Source organism: Streptomyces sp. NPDC016640 (assembly GCF_043076215.1).
In the GTDB taxonomy this organism is placed as follows: domain Bacteria; phylum Actinomycetota; class Actinomycetes; order Streptomycetales; family Streptomycetaceae; genus Streptomyces.
In genome coordinates, this window is the sequence record NZ_JBIBRG010000002.1 from 262,421 (window position 1) to 282,433 (window position 20,013).

Annotated in this window: 17 protein-coding genes and 1 pseudogene; 11 read left to right on the forward strand and 7 right to left on the reverse strand. The window is 73.2% G+C overall.

What is annotated here, in order from left to right; all coding sequences use genetic code 11:
- Positions 1-195 precede the first annotated feature (195 nt).
- From iolC to mmsA, 4 genes and pseudogenes are all read left to right on the forward strand, one after another.
- A complete protein-coding gene (gene iolC, locus ACF07S_RS04800) occupies positions 196-1,146 on the forward strand; it encodes a 5-dehydro-2-deoxygluconokinase (RefSeq protein ID WP_391973440.1) in 951 nt (316 codons plus the stop codon).
- Complete coding sequence (locus tag ACF07S_RS04805; protein ID WP_391973441.1) at positions 1,143-1,271, forward strand: hypothetical protein; 129 nt, start codon at positions 1,143-1,145, stop codon at positions 1,269-1,271. The genes iolC and ACF07S_RS04805 overlap by 4 nt, the downstream gene beginning before the upstream one ends.
- Before the next feature lie 74 nt (positions 1,272-1,345).
- Positions 1,346-1,444: pseudogene (locus ACF07S_RS04810) on the forward strand (5-deoxy-glucuronate isomerase); the annotation flags it as partial.
- A 206-nt stretch (positions 1,445-1,650) separates the two neighbouring features.
- Positions 1,651-3,153 carry a CoA-acylating methylmalonate-semialdehyde dehydrogenase gene (gene mmsA / locus ACF07S_RS04815; RefSeq protein ID WP_391962262.1) on the forward strand — a complete coding sequence of 501 codons (1,503 nt, stop codon included), beginning with the start codon at positions 1,651-1,653 and terminating at the stop codon, positions 3,151-3,153.
- A gap of 299 nt (positions 3,154-3,452) precedes the next feature.
- Here the strand turns inward: mmsA and ACF07S_RS04820 are convergent, their stop codons facing one another.
- Both ACF07S_RS04820 and ACF07S_RS04825 read right to left on the reverse strand, forming a co-directional pair.
- On the reverse strand, positions 3,453-3,662 hold the full coding sequence (locus ACF07S_RS04820; protein WP_391962261.1) for a hypothetical protein: 210 nt from the start codon (positions 3,660-3,662) through the stop codon (positions 3,453-3,455).
- Complete coding sequence (locus ACF07S_RS04825; RefSeq protein ID WP_391962260.1) at positions 3,659-3,916, reverse strand: hypothetical protein; 258 nt, start codon at positions 3,914-3,916, stop codon at positions 3,659-3,661. Before ACF07S_RS04825 ends, ACF07S_RS04820 begins: the two co-directional genes overlap by 4 nt.
- Positions 3,917-4,022: 106 nt before the next feature.
- On the opposite strand from ACF07S_RS04825, the gene ACF07S_RS04830 reads away from it, so the two are divergent.
- The 3 genes from ACF07S_RS04830 to ACF07S_RS04840 all read left to right on the forward strand — a co-directional run bounded on the left by ACF07S_RS04830 (position 4,023) and on the right by ACF07S_RS04840 (position 8,801).
- Positions 4,023-4,850, forward strand: coding sequence for a helix-turn-helix domain-containing protein (locus ACF07S_RS04830; RefSeq protein ID WP_391962259.1), 828 nt, complete (start codon positions 4,023-4,025; stop codon positions 4,848-4,850).
- Entirely contained in the window at positions 4,847-5,062 is a 216-nt protein-coding gene (locus ACF07S_RS04835) for a DUF397 domain-containing protein (protein WP_391962258.1), read from the forward strand. The genes ACF07S_RS04830 and ACF07S_RS04835 overlap by 4 nt, the downstream gene beginning before the upstream one ends.
- A 199-nt stretch (positions 5,063-5,261) precedes the next feature.
- Positions 5,262-8,801 carry an AAA family ATPase gene (locus tag ACF07S_RS04840; protein WP_391962257.1) on the forward strand — a complete coding sequence of 1,180 codons (3,540 nt, stop codon included), beginning with the start codon at positions 5,262-5,264 and terminating at the stop codon, positions 8,799-8,801.
- On the opposite strand, the gene ACF07S_RS04845 is transcribed toward ACF07S_RS04840, so the two are convergent.
- Positions 8,802-9,101, reverse strand: a complete 300-nt coding sequence (locus tag ACF07S_RS04845) for an NIPSNAP family protein (protein WP_391962256.1) — start codon at positions 9,099-9,101, stop codon at positions 8,802-8,804.
- 304 nt (positions 9,102-9,405) lie between these two features.
- Between ACF07S_RS04845 and ACF07S_RS04850 the strand changes: the two genes are divergently transcribed.
- The 3 genes from ACF07S_RS04850 (at position 9,406) to ACF07S_RS04860 (ending at position 14,050) form a co-directional block, all read left to right on the forward strand.
- Positions 9,406-12,060: an alpha/beta fold hydrolase gene (locus ACF07S_RS04850; protein WP_391973442.1), complete on the forward strand. Its 2,655-nt coding sequence runs from the start codon at positions 9,406-9,408 to the stop codon at positions 12,058-12,060.
- Positions 12,057-12,947: an ABC transporter permease gene (locus tag ACF07S_RS04855; protein WP_391962254.1), complete on the forward strand. Its 891-nt coding sequence runs from the start codon at positions 12,057-12,059 to the stop codon at positions 12,945-12,947. The genes ACF07S_RS04850 and ACF07S_RS04855 overlap by 4 nt, the downstream gene beginning before the upstream one ends.
- A gap of 203 nt (positions 12,948-13,150) precedes the next feature.
- Positions 13,151-14,050 carry a chaplin gene (locus tag ACF07S_RS04860; protein ID WP_391973443.1) on the forward strand — a complete coding sequence of 300 codons (900 nt, stop codon included), beginning with the start codon at positions 13,151-13,153 and terminating at the stop codon, positions 14,048-14,050.
- Between the two features lie 96 nt (positions 14,051-14,146).
- Here ACF07S_RS04860 and ACF07S_RS04865 read toward each other — a convergent pair whose 3' ends face one another.
- Positions 14,147-15,421, reverse strand: coding sequence for an NAD(P)-binding domain-containing protein (locus ACF07S_RS04865; RefSeq protein ID WP_391973603.1), 1,275 nt, complete (start codon positions 15,419-15,421; stop codon positions 14,147-14,149).
- A 2-nt stretch (positions 15,422-15,423) separates the two neighbouring features.
- Positions 15,424-16,677 carry an ATP-grasp domain-containing protein gene (locus ACF07S_RS04870; protein ID WP_391962252.1) on the reverse strand — a complete coding sequence of 418 codons (1,254 nt, stop codon included), beginning with the start codon at positions 16,675-16,677 and terminating at the stop codon, positions 15,424-15,426.
- Positions 16,678-16,846: 169 nt separating this feature from the next.
- Between ACF07S_RS04870 and ACF07S_RS04875 the strand changes: the two genes are divergently transcribed.
- The gene (locus ACF07S_RS04875; RefSeq protein ID WP_391973444.1) at positions 16,847-18,178 is read left to right on the forward strand and encodes a glycoside hydrolase family 26 protein; all 1,332 of its coding nucleotides are present in this window, start codon (positions 16,847-16,849) and stop codon (positions 18,176-18,178) included.
- Between the two features lie 32 nt (positions 18,179-18,210).
- On the opposite strand, the gene ACF07S_RS04880 is transcribed toward ACF07S_RS04875, so the two are convergent.
- Complete coding sequence (locus tag ACF07S_RS04880; RefSeq protein WP_391962250.1) at positions 18,211-18,861, reverse strand: lipopolysaccharide biosynthesis protein; 651 nt, start codon at positions 18,859-18,861, stop codon at positions 18,211-18,213.
- On the reverse strand, positions 18,858-20,012 hold the full coding sequence (locus ACF07S_RS04885) for a glycosyltransferase (protein WP_391973445.1): 1,155 nt from the start codon (positions 20,010-20,012) through the stop codon (positions 18,858-18,860). Before ACF07S_RS04885 ends, ACF07S_RS04880 begins: the two co-directional genes overlap by 4 nt.
- Position 20,013: the final 1 nt, after the last annotated feature.

The following is a 20,013-nucleotide window of genomic DNA, read 5'->3' on the forward strand; positions in this document are numbered from 1 at the left end:
GCGCGCCCCGTTGACGCACACGACCCCCCACCACCGGCGCCGCCGGTTCACCCGCCGTGCTTCCCGTCTTCACCCGCCATACTTCTCGTCCGAATGTCCGGACAAAATGTTGACAGGGCTTCCCGTGCGGGGCTACAAACCGGGGAGGGCCGCGAGGACGACGAGAGCCGTGCGAGCCGTACGAAGGGAACACCGATGTCGTACGACGTGATCACCATGGGGCGGATCGGAGTGGACCTCTACCCGCTCCAGACGGGCGTACCGCTGTCCCGGGTCACGTCCTTCGGCAAGTTCCTCGGCGGCTCGGCGACCAATGTCGCGGTCGCCGCGGCCCGCCTCGGACGCCGTACCGCGGTGATCACCCGCACCGGCGACGACCCCTTCGGCACCTACCTCCACGAGGCCCTGCGCGACTTCGGCGTCGACGACCGCTGGGTCACCCCCGTCCCCGGCCTGCCCACCCCGGTCACCTTCTGCGAGGTCTTCCCGCCGGACGACTTCCCGCTGTACTTCTACCGCCGGCCCAAGGCCCCCGACCTGGAGATCGAGGCCCACGACCTCGACCTGGACGCCATCCGCGACGCGCGCGTCTTCTGGGTCACCGGCACCGGACTGAGCGAGGAACCCAGCCGCACCGCGACCCTCGCCGCCCTCGCCCACCGCGCCGGGTCCGGCACCACCGTCTTCGACCTCGACTGGCGCCCCATGTTCTGGACCGACCCCGAAGCGGCCCGCCCCTTCTACCGCGAGGCCCTGCGCCACACCACGGTCGCCGTCGGCAACCTGGACGAGGTGGAGGTCGCCACCGGTGAGCGCGACCCGCACGCCGCCGCCCGCGCCCTGCTCGCCGCCGGGGTCCGAACCGCCGTCGTCAAGCAGGGCCCGAAGGGCGTGCTGGCCATGGACCAGGGCGGCCGGTCGGCCGAGGTCCCGCCGCTGCCGGTGAACGTCCTCAACGGGCTCGGCGCCGGCGACGCCTTCGGCGGCTCGCTCTGTCACGGACTGCTGGCCGGCTGGGACCTGGAGAGGACCATGCGGTACGCCAACGCCGCCGGGGCCATCGTCGCCTCCCGCCTGGAGTGCTCCTCCGCCATGCCCACCCCCGGCGAGATCGACGCGGCGCTCGCCGCGGGAGCCGTGACATGACCGTCGACACGGCCGGACCGGTCCGGATCCGTGCCCGGCACCCCGCACGCGGCGCGCTCGGCGCCGGCGGCCGGTCCCTCGCCCCGGCCGACCGCGCCGGCCTCCTCCGGAGGGCCGCCGGATGAGCCGCCGCAGCCGTACGGGCGGCACGGACGGCACGGGACCGCACATCCACCGGGGCGCCACCGGCGGCACCCCGGCACCGATCGCCTCCGGCGCGGGACGCCGCTTCGCTTTGGCAGGAGCGAAGTGCGAGCGACGACTCCCCGCCCGCCTCGGCCCCGCGCCGGAGGTTCCGCCCGGGTCCCCCGAGCCGCCGGGGTCCCATGTGTCTACGCGGGGACCCGAACGGCCGACACAGTGTCGGGCCCGTCCGCGGGGTCCGGCCTGGTCGGATGTACCCGTGGCCGGACCGCGGCACCCCGGGGCCGCGGCCGGGCCGCACGAGCTGTACGAACGGCACGTCCCCACCCGACGCCGCCATCTGCGAAGGAGCACTCGGTCATGACGAAGATCGTCAACCACTGGATCGGCGGCAGGACCGCCGAAGGCGCCTCGGGAACCTACGGGCCGGTGACCGACCCGGCGACCGGCGAGGTCACCACGAAGGTCGCGTTCGCCTCCGTCGAGGAGGTGGACGCCGCGGTCGCCGCCGCCAAGGAGGCGTACCTGTCCTGGGGCCGGTCCTCCCTGGCCCAGCGCACGACCATCCTCTTCAGGTTCCGGGCGCTGCTCGACGCCCACCGCGACGAGATCGCGGAGCTGATCACCGCCGAGCACGGCAAGGTGCACTCCGACGCGCTCGGCGAGGTGGCGCGCGGCCTGGAGGTCGTCGAGCTGGCCTGCGGGATCAACGTGCAGCTCAAGGGCGAACTGTCCACCCAGGTCGCCGGCCGCGTCGACGTGGCGTCGATCCGCCAGCCGCTGGGCGTGGTCGCGGGCATCACGCCGTTCAACTTCCCGGCGATGGTGCCGATGTGGATGTTCCCCCTCGCCATCGCCTGCGGCAACACGTTCGTGCTGAAGCCGAGCGAGAAGGACCCCTCCGCCTCGATCCGCCTCGCCGAACTGCTGTCCGAGGCCGGGCTGCCCGACGGCGTGTTCAACGTGGTGCACGGCGACAAGGTGGCCGTCGACCGCCTCCTGGCGCACCCCGACGTCAGGGCCGTCTCCTTCGTCGGCTCCACCCCGATCGCCCGCCACATCCACACCACCGCCTCCGCCAACGGCAAGCGGGTCCAGGCCCTGGGCGGCGCCAAGAACCACATGCTGGTCCTGCCCGACGCCGACCTCGACGCGGCGGCCGACGCGGCCGTCTCCGCGGCCTACGGCTCGGCGGGCGAGCGCTGCATGGCCATCTCCGCGGTGGTCGCCGTCGGTGCGATCGGCGACGAACTGGTGGAGAAGATCCGCGAGCGCGCCGAGAAGATCAAGATCGGCCCCGGCAACGACCCCGCCTCCGAGATGGGCCCGCTGATCACCAGGGCCCACCGCGACAAGGTGGCCTCCTACGTGGCCGGCGCGGCGGACGAGGGCGCCGAGGTCGTCCTCGACGGCACCGGCCACACCGTGGACGGCTTCGAGGACGGCCACTGGATCGGCATCTCCCTGCTCGACAAGGTGCCGACCACGGCGAGGGCCTACCGGGACGAGATCTTCGGCCCCGTCCTGTGCGTGCTGCGCACCGAGACGTACGAGGAGGCCCTCGACCTGATCAACAGCTCGCCGTTCGGCAACGGCACCGCGATCTTCACCCGGGACGGCGGCGCCGCCCGCCGCTTCCAGCTGGAGGTCGAGGCCGGCATGGTCGGCGTGAACGTCCCGATCCCGGTCCCCGTCGGCTACCACTCCTTCGGCGGCTGGAAGGACTCCCTCTTCGGCGACCACCACATCTACGGCAACGACGGCACGCACTTCTACACCCGCGGCAAGGTCGTCACCACCCGCTGGCCCGACCCGGCGGACGCCCCCACCGGCGTCGACCTGGGCTTCCCGCGCAACCACTGACCGCGTGGACCGTCATCCAGACCGACCGGGACCGTGGAAGTGAACACGGTCCCGGTCGGCCTGGATGACGGCCGGTCGCAACCGCTCCGGGGGTGCGGTCCACTCCCGGCCCCCGCCGACGGGACGCACGAACGCGGTCGGGCGCGGGCGCTGATCCCCTCGCCAGGGAGGGACGCACGCGGTGACGTCCTGGAGGATCCCCACGCGCCCGGATTCCGGATCCTCGACCAGGCTGCCGCGAGGGAGGTTTTCCGTCCCCCGTGGTGGTGCGAGCCAGTCCACGTCCGACTGCCACCCGGTCACCGCCGCCCGTCCCGGTGGCTGCTCCAGTGGTTGAGTTCCCGGAGCCGCTCCCTCAGCGGTCGCCCGTCTCCCCGCGGCGTGGACTCAGGCAGCGACTCGTCCCGGCCTTCCTCGGCCTCGCACGCCAGGCCATTCCTCAAGCAGGCCAGTAACCGCAGCATCATGCGCCGCTCGTCGGCCGTGAGCGGCTCCGCTCCCTCGCTCACCGCGCCGTTCCGGCGGCCCGCAGAACGGCCGCGAGCTTGCGGGCGGTCGGGAGGTTGCAGCGCCCGAGGTCGACGAGCGGGACGGAGTGGCATGCCGCGACCATGGGGACGTCCAGCGCCAGTGAGGGCAGTGTGATCCCGGCACCGGCCAGCGCCGCCCCCAACTCCTCCCGTACGGCCTCCGCCTGCTGAATTCCTTCCATCACCGCTTCGAGTTCCTTGTCCGTCATGTGGCTGCTCCAGTTGTCCGTCACGTGCTGCACTCAAAGCCTCACGTTGAGCAGGTGGCTTGACCAGGGCCGACACGTTGCCGCCCCGCACGGCAGCGGACGCGGTACGAGAGACGAAGGGGAGAAGCCGATGAACGTACGGCCGGAGCTTCAGGACAACGAGGACTCAGCGCGGGGCGCACTCGGCAGCACTCTGCGCTACCTCCGTGAGAAGGAGGGCAAGTCGTTGAGCCAGCTCGCCGAGGACACCAACTACGACAAGAGCTACCTGTACCGGCTGGAAGCCGCCGAACGCATCTCCAAACGGCCGGTGATGGAGGACCTGGACACGTACTACGAGACCGGGGACCTCTTGGTACGGCTGTGGAAGCTGGCGCGGATGGAGGTGTTCAAGGACCAGTACAAGGCATTCATGCGGCTTGAGGCCACGGCCAACGTGATGCACATGTACACGCCGGTCATTCCCGGCCTGTTCCAGACCGAGGGGTTCGCACGTGTGCTGTTGTCCCTCTGGTCGACACAGATCGACGAGGAGGAGTTGGAGGAACAGGTCGTTGCCCGTATCGGTCGACAGGAGTTGCTCCACAGGAAACCCCGGCCGACTGTCCGCGCGATCATTGACGAGGCGGCACTACGACGCGTACCGGCCGATCCCAAGATCTGGGAAGACCAGTTGAGCCACCTCATCCTCTCCGCAGCACAACCGTCGATCACTGTCCAGGTGCTGCCGTTCAGTGTGGGAGTTCAGCCGGTTCCCGACGGCGCGCTCTCCTTGTTGTGGCAGCCGGACGGTAGCTCCGTCGCCTATCTGGAGGGCAGCGCGTCGGGCGAACTGATCGAAGAATCGGATGACTTCCTCAAGTACCGCTTGGCCTACGATCAGATCCGAGACGCGGCACTGGCGCCGCCGGAATCGGTGACGTTCATCGAGCGCATCCTGGAGGAACACCGATCATGAACCGCACTCTCGATCTGGACACCGTGACGTGGCGTAAATCGAGCTACAGCGATGGGGGCCAGAACAACTGCGTCGAGGTCGCCGACGGCCTCCCCGCCGTTGTCCCCGTCCGGGACAGCAAGACCCCGCACGGTCCTGTCCTTCTCTTCCAGGCACCCATATGGGCGGCCTTCCTGAGCACTTTCAAAGGTCCCCACTCGCCGGCTTCCTGATACGGCGTGGTCTGTCGTGGCCGGATCTGATTCGCACCGTTGATCGCTTCTTGGCTTGCCCAGGAAGATGGCCACGAGCCCTCCTGCCCATGGTGAGGGCCGAGGGAATGTGGCACTGGCTCTGAGGCCGGTAGATCGGGGGGCGGGTCGTGCCGGCGGGCGTTGACACGGTCGTGAGTGGTGCCGGATGAGAAACCGGATGCAGATGCTGCTCCAGGTCATGCTGGCGCTGGTTGCCTGCTTACTCGGCATCACCACCAACTACGCCACCAGCACCGACGACGCGCCGTGGGCGCTGCAGGTCATCCAGCGATTCTCGGTTCCGGCCATCGGGCTGCTGGTGGTGGCCATGGTGGTCGGGCAGGTCGTGGTGTACCGGCTGGAGAACCCTGCACCGCCACAAGCCGACTGGCCGCGTGATCGGGTCCCGTATCCGGGCCTGGACGCCTACGACGAGGACGAGGCGGCCGTCTACTTCGGCCGTGAGTCGCAGGCCGCCGAGTTCACACGCAGGCTGCACGCCACTGCGACGCAACCCGCCGACCGGTTCCTTCTGCTCGTCGGGGCGTCCGGCAGCGGGAAGTCCTCACTCGTGCGGGCCGGGGTCCTGCCCCGGCTGCGAGAGAGCCGATGGACTGTCGTCCCGCCCTTCTCCCCCGGTCCGAATCCTTTCGGAGCCTTGGCCGCATCCCTCGCCGCCGCTGCCGGAGGGAGTGAATCAGCCGGCGCCGTACTGCGGCGGTTGCGCCAAGGGCCGGACGCCCTGCGGACCGAGCTGGCCCGGCTGCGCGGAGGACGGTTCCGGCGGACACTCCTCGTCGTCGACCAGCTCGAGGAACTCGTCACCCTCGGGGGCGAGCGGGAACGAGCCCACTTCCTCGATTCCCTGCGCACCTGCCTGGAACAGGACCCCTCGGTCCGTGTACTGGCCACGCTCCGCGTGGATCTTCTGGGAAGACTCCTCGGCACCGGTCATGCCGAACTCTTCCGGCACCCTGTCGCGATCGGCACCCTGAGCAGGGCGCAGCTTGCCGAGGCGGTGGAGGCGCCCGGTGCCCTGGTGGGCCTCTCCTTCGCCCCCGGCGTCGTCGACACGATCGTGAACGAGACGGGCACCGATGACGCCCTCCCGCTGCTCGCCTACCTCCTCCAGGAGCTGTACTTCGCGTCCGGTCCCGGCGGAACGGTCACCGAGGAGCTGTACCAGCGGCTCGGAGGTGTGCCGGGCGCGCTGGCGCGGCAGGCGGACAACACCGTGGTCGGTCTCGGTACGGGCGACACCATCGACCTCGTCCTCCGCGTGCTGCTGAAGTTCGTCACCGTGGAGGGGCAGGAGGTCGCCCGCCGTCACGTGCCGCTGTCGGACCTCACCGACCGGGAGCGGCACGTGGTGGACGCGTTCATCGACGCCCGGCTGCTGCGGTCCGACGTACGTGGGGACGCGGCCCTCGGCCAGGAGCCGTACGCCCAGGTGACGCACGAGGCCCTGTTCCGGCAGTGGGCGCCGCTGCGGCAGGAGGTCGAGGCACGGGCCGAGCGGCTGCGCGAGCGTGCGGAGCTGGAGCGGTGGGCCGAGGACTGGGAGCGGTCCGGGCACAGCGCCGACTATCTCCTCACCGGTGAACGGCTCACCGTGGCCCGGCGCTGGCTCGGAGCCCTGGACGAGGCCGGGCAGGCGTCGGCGCCCGCCCGGGCGCTGGTCGAGGCTTCGCAGCGCCGGGACCTCGCCTTCCTGAGCCGCGTCTCCGACAGCATCGGTCGGCAGGTGCTCGGCAGCGTGGAGACCGAGCCCGAGCGATCCCTGCTGCTGTCCCTGGCCGCGCTCGACGAGTGCACACCGACGCCTTCAGCGCGACGGGGCCTGATGGCGGCGCTGGCCGCCAGCCATCCACGCGTGCGGCTCGACGGGCACACGGACACGGTGCGCGACATCGCCTGGTCGCCGGACGGACGACTGCTGGCAACGGCGTCCCGGGACGGTACGGCCCGTGTCTACGACGCCCGGTCGGGGCGGCCCGTGCTCGTCCTGCCGTCCGACGGTGCGATGGTCGAGTCCGTCGCCTGGTCGCCCGACTCGGCCCAGGTGGCCACCACCGGCCGGGACCATGTCGTACGGATCTGGGACGCCGTCTCCGGCGAGCCCGTACAGCTGCTGACCGGGGCCGGAGCCATCGGCCGGCAGGTGGCCTGGTCGCCCGACGGGCTGCACATCGCCGCCACGTTCAAGGACCGTGTGGTACGTGTGTGGGAGGCCCTGACAGGCCGGCTCGTGCACGAACTGCGTGGGCACGGCGACGACGTCTGGGGTGTTGCCTGGTCCCCGGACAGCGGCCGTCTCGCTTCCGCCGCTCACGACCAGACGGTGATCGTGTGGGACCGTGCAACGGGGACGGCCATCGTGACTCTGACCGGGCACACGGACTTCGTCGAAGGCATCGCCTGGTCCCCGGACGGGCGCCGCATCGCGACCGGCTCCGGAGACCACACCGCCCGCATCTGGGACGCGGATACGGGCGCGCTCCGACTGTTGTTGCGCGGGCACACCGACTACGTGTGGAACCTGGCCTGGTCCCCTGACGGCCGGATGCTCGCCTCAGCCTCCTCCGACCGGACCGTACGCATCGTCAACGCCGAAGACGCGAAAGTCCTGGCGGTGCTGCGCGGACACACCGACACCGTGTGGGGAGTGACCTGGTCTCCCAACGGCACGCAGCTCGCCACCGGCTCGACCGACGGCACCGGGATCGTGTGGGACCTGCGTCCGCGCGGTGCCGAAACCACACTCGTCGATGGGCACGACGGCCCGGTGAACGAGGCCGCGTGGTCCGGCGACGACAACCGTGTCGTCACGGCGTCGGACGACGGCAGCGTGCGGGTCTGGGACTCGACGACAGGCACTCCCGTCGGGCCCGTGATGAGGCTGGAGGACCGTGTGTGGAGCGTGGCCTGCTCGCCGCACGGCGACCGGCTCGCCATCAGCACCAACGACGGGCTTTTCCGGATTGCGGACGGGGCGGGCCGCACACTTTTCGAGCAGCGCGGGGAGGTCGTCGAAGGATGCGCCTGGTCCCCGGACGGCCGGCGGATCGTAACCGGCGGACACGACGGCGCCGTACGCGTCCTGTCGGCGCAGGACGGGACCGAACTGATGAAGCTCACGGAACACCAGGACTGGGTGGGCCGCGTGGCCTGGTCACCGAGTGGGCGGCTGCTCGCCAGCTGTTCCGACGACCGGACCTGCCGGCTGTGGGACACCAGTGACGGCCAACAGCTCACCGTCCTGCGCGGACACGACAACTATGTGGAGGATGCGGCCTGGTCCCCGGACGAGGCGCGCGTCGCCACGGCCTCGGGCGACTGGACGGCCGCCGTCTGGGACGTGGCAACGGGGCGTCGCATCGACATCCTGAAGGGGCACGAGGGGCGGGTCCGTGCCGTCGCATGGTCGCCCGACGGGAGGTACGTCGCCACCGGGGCCGACGACCGCACCGTACGGATGTGGTCCGCGACCACCTTCGAGGAGGTCGGTGTGGTCGGCGTCCACCAGGACAAGGTGACCTCGGTGGCGTGGTCCCGTGACAGCACGCAGCTGCTGACCGGGTCCGCCGACGGGACGGCCCGGGTGTGGCCCGCGGAGCCGGACTACGACCGGCTGGAGGCGATCGCGCGGACGCGGGTGTTCCGCACGCTCACGGAAGAGGAACGGCGGCACCACATGCTGCCGCTCGGCCATCCGTGATCAGTAGACCTGCTCGACGGTGCGGTCGTCGGTGTGGACGAGGTAGTCGTCCGGGTTCAGGTTCATCGCCTTGCGCTCGGGCGACGACCAGTACAGCGCGTTGCGCTCCTGGAAGGTCTCGGGACCGTCGTAGGAGATCAGCCACACGAACTGGTTGCGTTCCCGCTCCACCCACGCCCCGCCGATGGTGAAGCCCAGCTTCAGTCGCAGCGGCACGATCTCCTGCCGCCAGCGCTCGGCCCACTCATCGAGCATGCCGTCACGAACCGTGTACGTGCGCAGCTGTGTGGTCATGGGCATCCTGACGTCCTCCTGGTGTTCGGCCGTTGTGATACAGCCTAGGTAGATCAGCGGCTGCCGCAGAGGCGTTCTCCAGGACAATTCTTCTCCGCGGACGGGACATGCCACCGGCCCACGACCACGCACGCAACTGGGCGCTGCCGCCCCCGAAGCCGATGGCATCCCCAAGCCTTGGCCGGGGCACGAGTACGACCGCGTACCGCGGACGCGGTACGCGGGAGGCCCGGGGTACGCCTCCGGGAGGCCCCCGGGTTCGGTCTCCGGTCGGCATCTCCCCGGCAGGTTCGCCCCGTACGGTTGACGCATGGATCTTCGACTGCCCGGATCGCGGTGGCTGCGGTCACGGCGACCGCGACGGATCACGGCCGCCGCGGCCGCCGTCGTCGTGCTCGCCGGCGCCGGTACCTGGACCGCCGCCGCCTCGGACGACGCGCCCGCGGTCCGCCGCGCCGACCGCGTCGTGGCCACGGGCGACGGTGTGCGCATCGACACCTCGTACTTCACCGCCGGCCCCGGCGGCCGCCGCCCCGCCGTCCTGCTCGGGCACGGCTTCGGCGGCAGCAAGGACGACGTACGGCAGCAGGCCGAGGACCTCGCGCGCGACGGATACGCGGTCCTGACCTGGTCCGCGCGCGGCTTCGGCACGTCGAACGGGCGGATCGGGCTGAACGACCCCGAGGGCGAGGTCGCCGACGTCTCCCGCCTGATCGACTGGCTGGCCGGACGGCCCGAGGTCGAGCTCGACGAGGCCGGCGACCCGCGCGTGGGCATGGCCGGCGCCTCCTACGGCGGTGCCGTCGCCCTGCTCACCGCCGGGTACGACGACCGGGTCGACGCCATCGCCCCGGCGATCACCTACTTCGACCTCGCCGACGCGCTGTTCCCGAACGGCGTGTTCAAGAAGCTGTGGGCCGGCGTCTTCGTCAACTCCGGCGGCGGCTGCCAGAAGTTCGAACCCACGCTGTGCCGGATGTACGAGCGGGTCGCCACGTCGGGCACCCCGGACGCCGAGGCGCGCGAACTGCTCGAGGAACGCTCGCCGTCCGCCGTCGCCGACCGCATCGACGTCCCCACCCTCCTGGTGCAGGGGCAGTCCGACTCCCTCTTCCCGCTCGGCCAGGCCGACGCCGCCGCGAAGGCGATCCGGGCGAACGGCGCCCCGGTCGACGTCGACTGGATCGCCGGCGGACACGACGGCGGCGACCTGGAGACCGCCCGCGTGCAGCAGCGCACGCGGGACTGGTTCGACCGGTACCTGAAGGACGACGAGGCCGCCGGCACCGGCCCCGCCTTCCGCGTCACCCGCACCGGAGGCGTCGACTCCACCGACGGCCGGGCCCTGCTGCGCGGCGCGAGCGCCGACACCTACCCGGGCCTGGACGGAGGCGGCCGGTCCTTCCCCCTCACCGGACGCGAGCAGAGCTTCGCCAACCCGGCCGGCGCCGGCCCGCCCGCCGTCTCCGCCCTGCCCGGCCTCGGCGGCTCCGGCGGACTCGGCCGGCTGTCCTCGCTCGGCCTCGGCGTCTCCCTGGACTTCCCGGGCCAGCACGCCCGCTTCGAGTCGGCCCCGGTCGGCAGCGATCTGCGGATCACGGGATCGCCGGCCGTCACCGTGCGCGTGAAGTCGACCGCCGACGCCGCCGTCCTGTTCGGCAAGGTGTACGACGTCGGCCCGGACGGCCGGCAGCAGGTACTGCCCTCCCAGCTGGTCGCACCGGTCCGCGTCGAGGACGCCCGAGCCGGGAAGGACGTCACGCTCACCCTCCCGGCCGTCGACCACGAGGTCCGCAAGGGCCACCGCCTGCGCCTCGTCCTGGCCTCCACCGACCTCGGCTACGCCTCCCCGGTCGCCCCGGCGACGTACACCGTCTCGCTGGAGAGCGACCTGACGGTGCCCACCGCACCCGGCGTGACCACCGCCGCCACCCCGCTGCCCGCGTGGGTGGTGTGGCTGCCGGCCGCCGGTGCCGTGATCGCCCTCGCCCTGCTGCTGACCGGCCGCCGCCGCACCACCGCCCCGGCCCCCGACCCCGCACTGGCCGACGTCCCGCTCCAGATCACCGGCCTGAGCAAGCGCTACGCCCGTTCCGCGGACCGGTACGCCGTCCGGGACCTGTCCTTCCGCGTCGAGAAGGGCCAGGTCCTCGGCCTCCTCGGCCCCAACGGCGCGGGCAAGACCACCACCCTGCGCATGCTGATGGGCCTGATCAAGCCCGACGGCGGCGAGATCCGCGTCTTCGGCCACGCCATCCGGCCCGGCGCCCCGGTGCTGTCCCGGGTCGGCGCCTTCGTCGAGGGCGCGGGCTTCCTGCCGCACCTGTCCGGCCGGGAGAACCTCGAGCTGTACTGGCGGGCCACCGGCCGCCCGCCCGGCGACGCCCACCTGGACGAGGCCCTGGAGATCGCCGGGCTCGGCGACGCCCTCGCCCGCGCGGTGCGCACCTACTCCCAGGGCATGCGCCAGCGCCTGGCCATCGCCCAGGCCATGCTCGGCCTGCCGGACCTGCTCATCCTCGACGAACCGACCAACGGCCTCGACCCGCCGCAGATCCGCGAGATGCGCGAGGTGATGATCCGCTACGCCGCCGCCGGACGCACGGTGATCGTCTCCAGCCATCTGCTCGCGGAGGTCGAGCAGTCCTGCACCCACCTCGTCGTCATGGACCGCGGCCGGCTCGTCCGGACCGGTCCGGTGCACGAGATCATCGGCTCCGGCGACACCCTGCTCGTCGGCACCGGCACCCCCGTGGACGAGCCGGTCGCCGAGAAGATCGCCGCCCTGCCGGGCGTCGCCTCGGCCGTGCGCACCGACGAGGGCCTGCTGGTCCGCCTCGACGCCGGCGGCACCGCCCCGCGCCTGGTCGCCGAACTGGTCCGGCTGGAGGTGCCCGTGGCGTCGGTGGGCCCGCACCGCCGCCTCGAAGACGCCTTCCTCACCCTGATCGGAGGTTCCGCATGAGCACGCTCACCGAGCGGAACGAGCCCGTCGCGCCGACCCCGCCCGTCGAGGTCGCCGCCGGCTACCGCGCGGGCCGCACGCTGCCCCCGGGGGTGGAGCTGGTCCGCCAGCTGAAGCGCCGGCGCACCCTCGTCATGGGCGCGATCCTCGCCGTCCTGCCGTTCGTGCTGGTGGTCGCCTTCGCGATCGGCGGCGAGCCGGACGGCCGCGGCGACCGGATCAACCTGATGGACACGGCCACCGCGTCCGGCGCCAACTTCGCCGCCGTGAACCTGTTCGTCTCCGCCGGCTTCCTGCTGATCATCCCCGTCGCCCTGTTCTGCGGGGACACGGTCGCCTCCGAGGCCGGCTGGTCCTCCCTGCGCTATCTGCTCGCCGCGCCGGTACCCCGGATGCGGCTGCTGTGGTCCAAGCTGGTCGTCGGCCTGGGGCTCAGCCTCGCCGCGATGCTGCTGCTGCCGCTGGTGGCGCTCGCCGTCGGCACGGCCGCCTACGGCTGGGGCCCGCTGCAGATCCCCACCGGCGGCGCGCTGGACCCCGGCACGGCGGCGCAGCGGCTCGTGGTGGTCGTGGCGTACCTCTTCGTGTCGCAGCTGGTCACCGCCGGGCTCGCGTTCTGGCTGTCCACCCGCACCGACGCCCCGCTGGGCGCGGTCGGCGGGGCGGTGGGCCTGACCATCGTCGGCAATGTGCTGGACGCCGTCACCGCCCTCGGCGACTGGCGGCACTTCCTGCCCGCGCACTGGCAGTTCGCCTGGGCGGACGCCATCCAGCCGACCCCGGAGTGGTCCGGCATGATCCAGGGGGCGGCGGTCTCCGTGACGTACGCACTGGTGCTGTTCGCACTGGCATTCCGCGGGTTCGTGCGCAAGGACGTGGTGTCCTGACGGCGCGGGACGGTGGTGTCCCGGCCCCGGACGCGCCCCCGCCGTGCGGTCCAACCGGGTGAACCTGCGCAACCGATTCCCCCGAGTCGGGTTGATGAAGAAGTAGGCCATGCGGCCGTGGAAGGGCAGAACGCGTGGTCTCGGTTGCCGTTTCCCGAGCCGGGGCCGGCCACTCCCATTCTTCAAGCAGGAAGACAACCACATTGCGACAGACCCTGAGCAGGGGAGTGTTCGCGGCGGCAGCCGCCACGGGCATTCTGTCCCTGTACGGAACCCCCGCCCTCGCCGACTCGTTCGCGGGGGGCGGTGCCGAGGATTCTCCCGGTGTGCTGTCCGGGAACAACGTGCAGGCACCGGTCCACGTGCCGGTCAACGCCTGCGGCAACACCATCACCGCGGTCGGTGCGTTCAACGGTGCCTACGACAACGCCTGCGTCAACGGGGGCGGGTCGTCCCCGCGCGGCGACTCCGGTGGCGCGCGCGCGGAGGGCGGCACCCAGGACTCGCCCGGTGTGCTGTCCGGGAACAACGTGCAGGCACCGGTCCACGTGCCGGTCAACGCCTGCGGCAACGGCGTCAACGGGGCCGCGGCGCTGAACGAGGCGTCCGGCAGCACCTGCGCCAACACCTCGGGCCACGACGCGACGTCCGAGGACCGGTCGCCGCACGCGCACGAGGAGTCCTCGCACGCCGACTCCGGTGGCGCGCACGCGGTGGGCGGCGCCCAGGGCTCGCCCGGTCTGCTCTCCGGTAACACCGTGCAGGTACCGCTCCACGTGCCGGTGAACGCGTGCGGCGACACCGTCGACGTGCTCGCGGTGTTCAACGAGGCGTCCGACAGCCTCTGCGTCAACGACTCCGGCCACGGCGGGAAGGAGGAGCCCGGCGAGGAGACGCCGGAGCCGCCCGCCAAGGTCAGGACGCCTCCCGCGCCGGGCCACGAGGAGCCGCCGGCCGAGGAGGAGCGGGAGAGGCCGGGCAACCCGCCGCACCTGGCCGAGACCGGCAGCGAGGGCCTGATCTCCGCCTCGGCCGCCGGTGCCGTGCTGATCACGGGCGGGGCGATGCTGTACCGCCGCGGCCGTCTCGGCGCCCGCCGCTAGCCGCCGCCCGGCGCCGGATCCGTCCCCCGGACCGCCCCCACGGGGCCGGTCCGGGGGACGTCGCGTCGTGTGCCCCCCGGACCGGGCCCCGGAGGCTCAGCGGCTCACCGGTGACGGCGCCCCGCTGCGGCTGCCGCCGCCCGGACGTCCCGGCACGGGCACCGTCCCGTGCAGCGGAGCCGCCCCGAGCCGCCGGCGCACCCCCTGGACCAGCGTCGACGCCGTGAACGTGGCGCCGTGCACGAAGCGCATCGCCGGGCCGAAGCCGGACGCGGCCACCAGGCCCGCCAGGAACAGCCCCGGGTGCGAGGACTCGAAGCTGCGGCCGAGCGCCGGGGAACCGTCCGGCAGCGCCGCCAGCGACCCGCGCAGCTCGGCCGGGAGCAGGCCGAGCCGGTCCCGGTGCGCCTTGAACCCGGTCGCGGCGATGACGTGCTCGGTCTCCAGGGAGCGCCGCTCCCCGTCACGGCCGGTCAGGTCGAGGCGCAGCCCGCCCGGCACCGCGGCGGCCGCGGTGACCTCGTGGCCCGGCAGCAGATCCACCGCCCGTTCCACCCTCTCCCGCACCCACCAGGCGCCCGCCGGCCCCAGCGCCGTGGCCGCGACGCGCGACCGGGTCGCCTCCGGCAGCCGCCGGAACAGCCCGGGGCGCTCGGAGTAGAACCAGTTCCGCCAGCCGGGGCCCAGCCCGCTGTGCGGCGAGCGGACCGACTGCCACCAGGGACGCTCCCAGGGCGGCGGCACATCGTTCCACCGCAGCCGCTCCGCCCGCGCCAGCACCCGTACCCGCGTGCCCTGTTCGGCGAGGAGCGCCGCCGTCTCCAGGGCCGCCTGGCCGCCGCCGACCACCGTGACGTCCTTGCCCTGGAAGTGGCCGAGGTCGCTGTGGTGGCTGCTGTGCGTCACCAGCGTCGGGTGCAGCCCGCGCAGGACCGGCGGCACCTCGATGAACGGCATCACCCCGACCGCCAGCGCCACCGTCCGCGCGTGCAGCACCTCCCCGTCCTCGGTGACCGCCGTGAAACCGGCGGGCCCGGACGCCACCCGGGCCACCGTGCGCTCGTCCACCTCCGGCACCGCGTTCCGGGCGAACCACAGGCCGTAGGAGGCGAACGCCTCCACCGGGATCGGGTGCGCGTGACGTGCCGTCAGGCCCTGCTCGGCGCAGTACGCGTCGAGGCGCCAGCGCCCGGCCGGGTCGGACAGGTTGGACGCCCACGGCTCCGACTTCAGGAACATGCCGCCGGGCATGTGGTCCCGCCAGGACGCCATGGGCCGGCCGAACACCCGCAGGTCCAGTCCGGCGGCCGCGGCGTGGGACGCGATCGACAGACCGTACGGACCCGCGCCCACCACCAGGAGGTCGTACATCATCAGCTGCTCGCTTTCTCGTTGTCGGTCAGCAAGGGCGTGGCCGCCCGGGGGATCGCGCGCGGCGCCGGCGGCGCGGCCGCCGTGCCCAGCCGCTGCCGCAGCCGGCCGGACACATGACGGGCCCACAGGGCCCACATCGCCCATCCGGGGACGCGGTCGTCCCCGGCGTACCAGGCCAGTTCGCGTCCGCCGGGCGCCGTGCGCAGCGCCGCGAACGGCGCGTAGTTCTCCACCACGAACGACCGCCCGGCCACCGGATCGCCCTCCGGCAGCGGACGCCCGGTCAGATCCAGGTGCAGGGCGCGTACGACGTCCAGCCCCGCGCTGTCCGCGAACAGCCGGAACTGGGCGCCGGGGCGCGGGTTGAAGTCGAGGAGGTGGTAGCGGCCCGTCGTGCCGCAGCGGCGGAAGTCGAGGTCGAAGACGCCGCGGTAGCCCAGTTCGCCGGTGAGCCGCTCGGCGAGCGCGCGCACCTGCGGGTTGGGGGTCCAGCGGCCGACCGCGGTCAGCCCCGCGCCACGTGGCCAGGCGAGCTGCTTGCGGCCCGGACCGCCCGCGCGTACGGCGCCCGAGCGGTCGGCGTAGCCGTGGAAGAACCAGTCCCGGTCCGCCCCCGGCGGCAGGTACTCCTGGAGCAGCAGCGCACTGCCCGCCTCCGCGGTCCGCGCGTGCAGCTCCCGGGCCTGCTGCGCGGAGTGCACCAGCAGGGTGCTGCGCAGTCCGCTGCCGGGCGGCAGCAGCCAGGGCCGGCTCCACTTCGCCACCAGGGGCAGTCCCAGCCGTCGCGCGTCGTCGGCGGCCCGTCCCGGGCTGTCCGCGATCAGCGTCGTCGGGTGCGGGAGCCCGGCCGAGGCGCACACGGCGGCCAGCGCGGCCTTGTCGGCGACGCGTTCGGGCAGCGTGGCCGGCATCGCGGGCAGCAGGTAGGAGGGCGCGAGGGCCGCGCGCAGATGTCCCGCGGCGATCGCGGTGGCGTCGTCCATCGGGATCAGCACGGCCGGACGTCCGACCCGGTCGGCGACCCGGCGCAGCACGGCGAGGATCTCCTCCGCGGACGCTCCCGGTCGCGGCGGAGCGTGCATGCGGCGCACATATCGCGAGTGGCGCACGGGACTTCCCGTGGAGTCCGCGACGACGTGCACCTCCACGCCGGCCCGGCCGAGCGACCGCGCGGCCCCCAGCGTTCCGTGGTGAAAGGGGTTCCGGTCGGTCCGCAGCAGCACGGCGGGGACACGGGTGTCGAGCAGCGACACGCAATCTCACTTTCTTCTGGCATCGGCTCACCCGCACGGGGGAGCCCGGCACTCGAAAGCCGCAGTGACGTTGGCACCGTCGGATTTCCTGTGCGTGACTTCATATGACTGTTCGTCAAGAGCGGGGATCGCAGGCACACGCGGACGAGAGCGAGAAGAGGAGCAGCCAATGGCCCCACAGCACAGGCGGGTCCGGGCCCGCGGAATGGCCGTGGGGGCGGTGGCGGCCGTCGCGTCGGCCGCCCTGGCGGCCGGTCCCGCGGCGGGGGTGGTGCCGGCCGATGAGGCGGGACCCGCGGTGCCGGCCCCGACGGCGCCCGCGGCCACGCCCACCGTCCCCGCCGGACCCACCGCCTCCGCCGGACCCGCCGTCCCGGCCGTCGACACGCCGTCGGCCGGTGCCCCGGCCGGCACCGCGCCGGCCGTCCCGGTGCCGGGCCGGGGGGTTCCGGCCTTCGGCGCCTTCCTCGCCTCCGACGCCCGGGGCGTCGCCCGCATGGAGCAGCTCAGCCGCTGGCTGGGCGGCGCCGAACTCCGCGTCGGCCACACCTACCTGCCCGGCAACCGCTGGAGCGACATCGAGGGCGACATCCGGTTCCTGGAGGCGTGGGCGCACTGGCGCAACGCCCGGGACGACCGGATGCTCGTCCTCAACGTCCCCCTGCAGGAGCGCAACGAGGCGGGCGTCTCCGACGACGAGGTCCGGCGGCTGCTGCGCCGGGGCGCGGCAGGGGAGTTCGACCACCACTTCCGCGCCCTCGCCGAGCGGCTGGTCGAGCTGAAGGTGCCGGACACGGTCCTGGTGCTCGGCTGGGAGATGAACGGCGTCACCTACACCCACCGGTGCGGGCCGGACCCGGAGTCCTGGAAGAAGTACTGGAACCGGATCGTCGCCGCCATGCGCGCGGTGCCGGGCCAGAAGTTCCGGTTCGACTTCACGCCGAGCCGCGGCCGGGACGCCGTCCCCTGGACGGAGTGCTACCCGGGGGACGACACGGTCGACGTCGTCGGCATGGACTCCTACGACCAGCCGGCCGGGCGGTCGTTCGACGAGCAGGTGAAGGAGCCCTACGGGCTCCAGGCGCACGTGGACTTCGCCAGGGCCCACGGCAAGCCCGTCTCCTATCCGGAATGGGGGCTCTTCCGCAACGGCGACAATCCCGAGTACATGCGGCGCATGCTCGCGTGGATGGAGGAACACCGGCCGCTCTACAACACGCTGACCGACTACTGTCCGCACGGCGTGTGGCAGTGCGACGACAACCCGGACTCCTCCCGCGTCTACCGGTCCGCCCTCTTCGGCCGCACCCACGACGCGGACCCGGAGGCCACCCCGGAGGCGACCCCGGAGGCGACCCCGGACGCCACCCCCGCACCGGCCACGCCCACCGCGCCGCTGCCCCCGCAGGACTGCTCGCCGCTGGATCTGGGCCGGTGGGTGGAGCACTGGCTCGGCGGAAAGCTGTGCCTGCGCTTCGGCTGGTGGCCGCGCACGCGGTAGCGGCACCGCCGCCCCGGCCGGGTCCACCGCCGTCACCGCTGCACCCCGGCGGTGGCCGGGCCGGGCACCGCGGCGGCGGGCACCGGCCCCTCGACGTCCGGCCCGTGCCGCCTCGGCCGCGCGAGCAGGGCCAGGCCGCCCAGCAGCCCGCCCGCGCCGGCCCCCACCAGGGCGGTCACCGACGGCGGGGCGGACGCCGGTTCGCCGGGCTTCACCGCGCGCGAGAACTGCACGAGCCGCACCTGGGTGCTGCCCTTGGTGTCCTCCGCGTGCCGGGTCAGCGCGCGGGCGACCGCGTCGGCCATGTCGACGGCCAGGCCGGGCCGCGAGGAGGTGGCCGTGACGGAGACCATCGGCGCGTCCGGCGAGGTCGCCGTGCGCACGCCGTTCCGCAGGGTGCGCACCGGCACACCGGCCCACACCTGCGCGTCGCCGAGCACCGCGAGCTGCGTGGCCACCCGGCCGTACGCCTGCGCGAAACCGCGCGCCGCCTCCGGGGCCGCCTTCTCGGTCGGTACGGCGACGACATAACTGGTGGCGGTGTACGTCGGCGGCGTGAGCAGGCCGTACGCGCCGCCCAGCAGACCGCCCGCGAGCGTGCCTGCCACCAGCGCGGACCAGGCCGGCAGTCTCCTGACGCGGTCCGGGATCGAACGCAGCCGACGGGTCGGGGTGTCGGTCATGACGGGCTTGCTCCCAAAGGTGCGGGGGACGGCGACGAGCCGGTGAGGGCCGCCTCGTACACGTCCATGAGGCGGGCTGAACTGCGGGTGATGCTGTAGTGGTGCGCGGCCCGGCCGGCCGTGCGCGGGCCCGGACCCGCCGCGCGGACCTCGGCGATCGCGCGGGCGTACGCCTCGGGGCCGCCGTGCACCCGCCGGGCGCCGTCGGCGTCCCGCGCCGGGAGGTCCTCGATCGCCGGGCAGGAGGCGTAGAGCACGGGCAGGCCCGCCGCCAGCGCCTCCACGGCCGCCAGCCCGAAGGCCTCCTCCGCGGACGGGGAGGCGAACACGTCCATCGCCGAGGTGAGCGAGGGCAGGTCGGGCCCCGGGGAGCCGTCGGGCACGCAGGGGCGTTCACCGGTGAACAGGACCCGCCCGGCCACACCGGCCTGCCGGGCGGTGCGGCGCAGCAGGTGCTCCTCGGGACCGCCGCCCACCAGCAGCAGCCAGTGGTCCTCCGGCAGCCGGGCGAGCGCGTGGACCAGGACGTCGAACCGCTTGCCCCGGGCGAGCCGGCCGACGCCGCCGACGACGAACGCCCCCTCGGGCAGGCCGAGGCGCCGGCGGGTGCGCTCCCGCCGCCGCGGGTCGAAGCGGAAACGGTCCAGGTCGATGCCGTTGGGGACCACCTCGATGCGCGGGGCGGGCACGCCCCAGCGCCTGAGCCGGTCGGCCACCGTCGGGGAGACGGCGACCGTCGCCGAGCCGAGCCGCTCGCTCGCCAGATACAGCGCGCGCACCCCCGGAGTCAGCCTGCGGCCCTCCATCTGGGTGTCGCCCAGGGAGTGTTCGGTGGCGACGACGGCACGGATCCCGGCGACCCGGGCGGCGAGCCGGCCGTAGACACAGGCCCGGTACAGATGGGTGTGGACCAGGTCGTAGCCGCCCGCGCGGATGATCCGGACCAGGCGGGGCAGGACGGCCAGGTCGCGGTTGCCGCCCATGCCGAGGTGCACCACGCGGACGCCGTCGGCGCCGAGGCCCTCGGCGACCGCGCCGGGGTTGGTGAGCGTCACCACGTCGCAGTCGACGGGCAGGTGACGCAGCAGCAGCCGCAGCTGCTGCTCCGCCCCTCCGACGCCCAGCCCGGTGATGATGTGCAGGGCCCTCATC

Bases quoted from the DNA above. Each gene is read 5' to 3' on its own strand.
- ACF07S_RS04855 (WP_391962254.1), top strand. From the start codon at position 12,057: ATGAGCACGCTCACCGAGCGGAACGAGCCCGTCGCGCCGACCCCGCCC.
- ACF07S_RS04875 (WP_391973444.1), top strand. From the start codon at position 16,847: ATGGCCCCACAGCACAGGCGGGTCCGGGCCCGCGGAATGGCCGTGGGG.
- ACF07S_RS04850 (WP_391973442.1), top strand. From the start codon at position 9,406: ATGGATCTTCGACTGCCCGGATCGCGGTGGCTGCGGTCACGGCGACCG.
- ACF07S_RS04830 (WP_391962259.1), top strand. From the start codon at position 4,023: ATGAACGTACGGCCGGAGCTTCAGGACAACGAGGACTCAGCGCGGGGC.
- iolC (WP_391973440.1), top strand. From the start codon at position 196: ATGTCGTACGACGTGATCACCATGGGGCGGATCGGAGTGGACCTCTAC.
- ACF07S_RS04835 (WP_391962258.1), top strand. From the start codon at position 4,847: ATGAACCGCACTCTCGATCTGGACACCGTGACGTGGCGTAAATCGAGC.
- ACF07S_RS04865 (WP_391973603.1), bottom strand. From the start codon at position 15,421: ATGTACGACCTCCTGGTGGTGGGCGCGGGTCCGTACGGTCTGTCGATC.
- ACF07S_RS04805 (WP_391973441.1), top strand. From the start codon at position 1,143: ATGACCGTCGACACGGCCGGACCGGTCCGGATCCGTGCCCGGCACCCC.
- ACF07S_RS04880 (WP_391962250.1), bottom strand. From the start codon at position 18,861: ATGACCGACACCCCGACCCGTCGGCTGCGTTCGATCCCGGACCGCGTC.
- ACF07S_RS04845 (WP_391962256.1), bottom strand. From the start codon at position 9,101: ATGCCCATGACCACACAGCTGCGCACGTACACGGTTCGTGACGGCATG.
- mmsA (WP_391962262.1), top strand. From the start codon at position 1,651: ATGACGAAGATCGTCAACCACTGGATCGGCGGCAGGACCGCCGAAGGC.
- ACF07S_RS04840 (WP_391962257.1), top strand. From the start codon at position 5,262: ATGCAGATGCTGCTCCAGGTCATGCTGGCGCTGGTTGCCTGCTTACTC.
- ACF07S_RS04885 (WP_391973445.1), bottom strand. From the start codon at position 20,012: ATGAGGGCCCTGCACATCATCACCGGGCTGGGCGTCGGAGGGGCGGAG.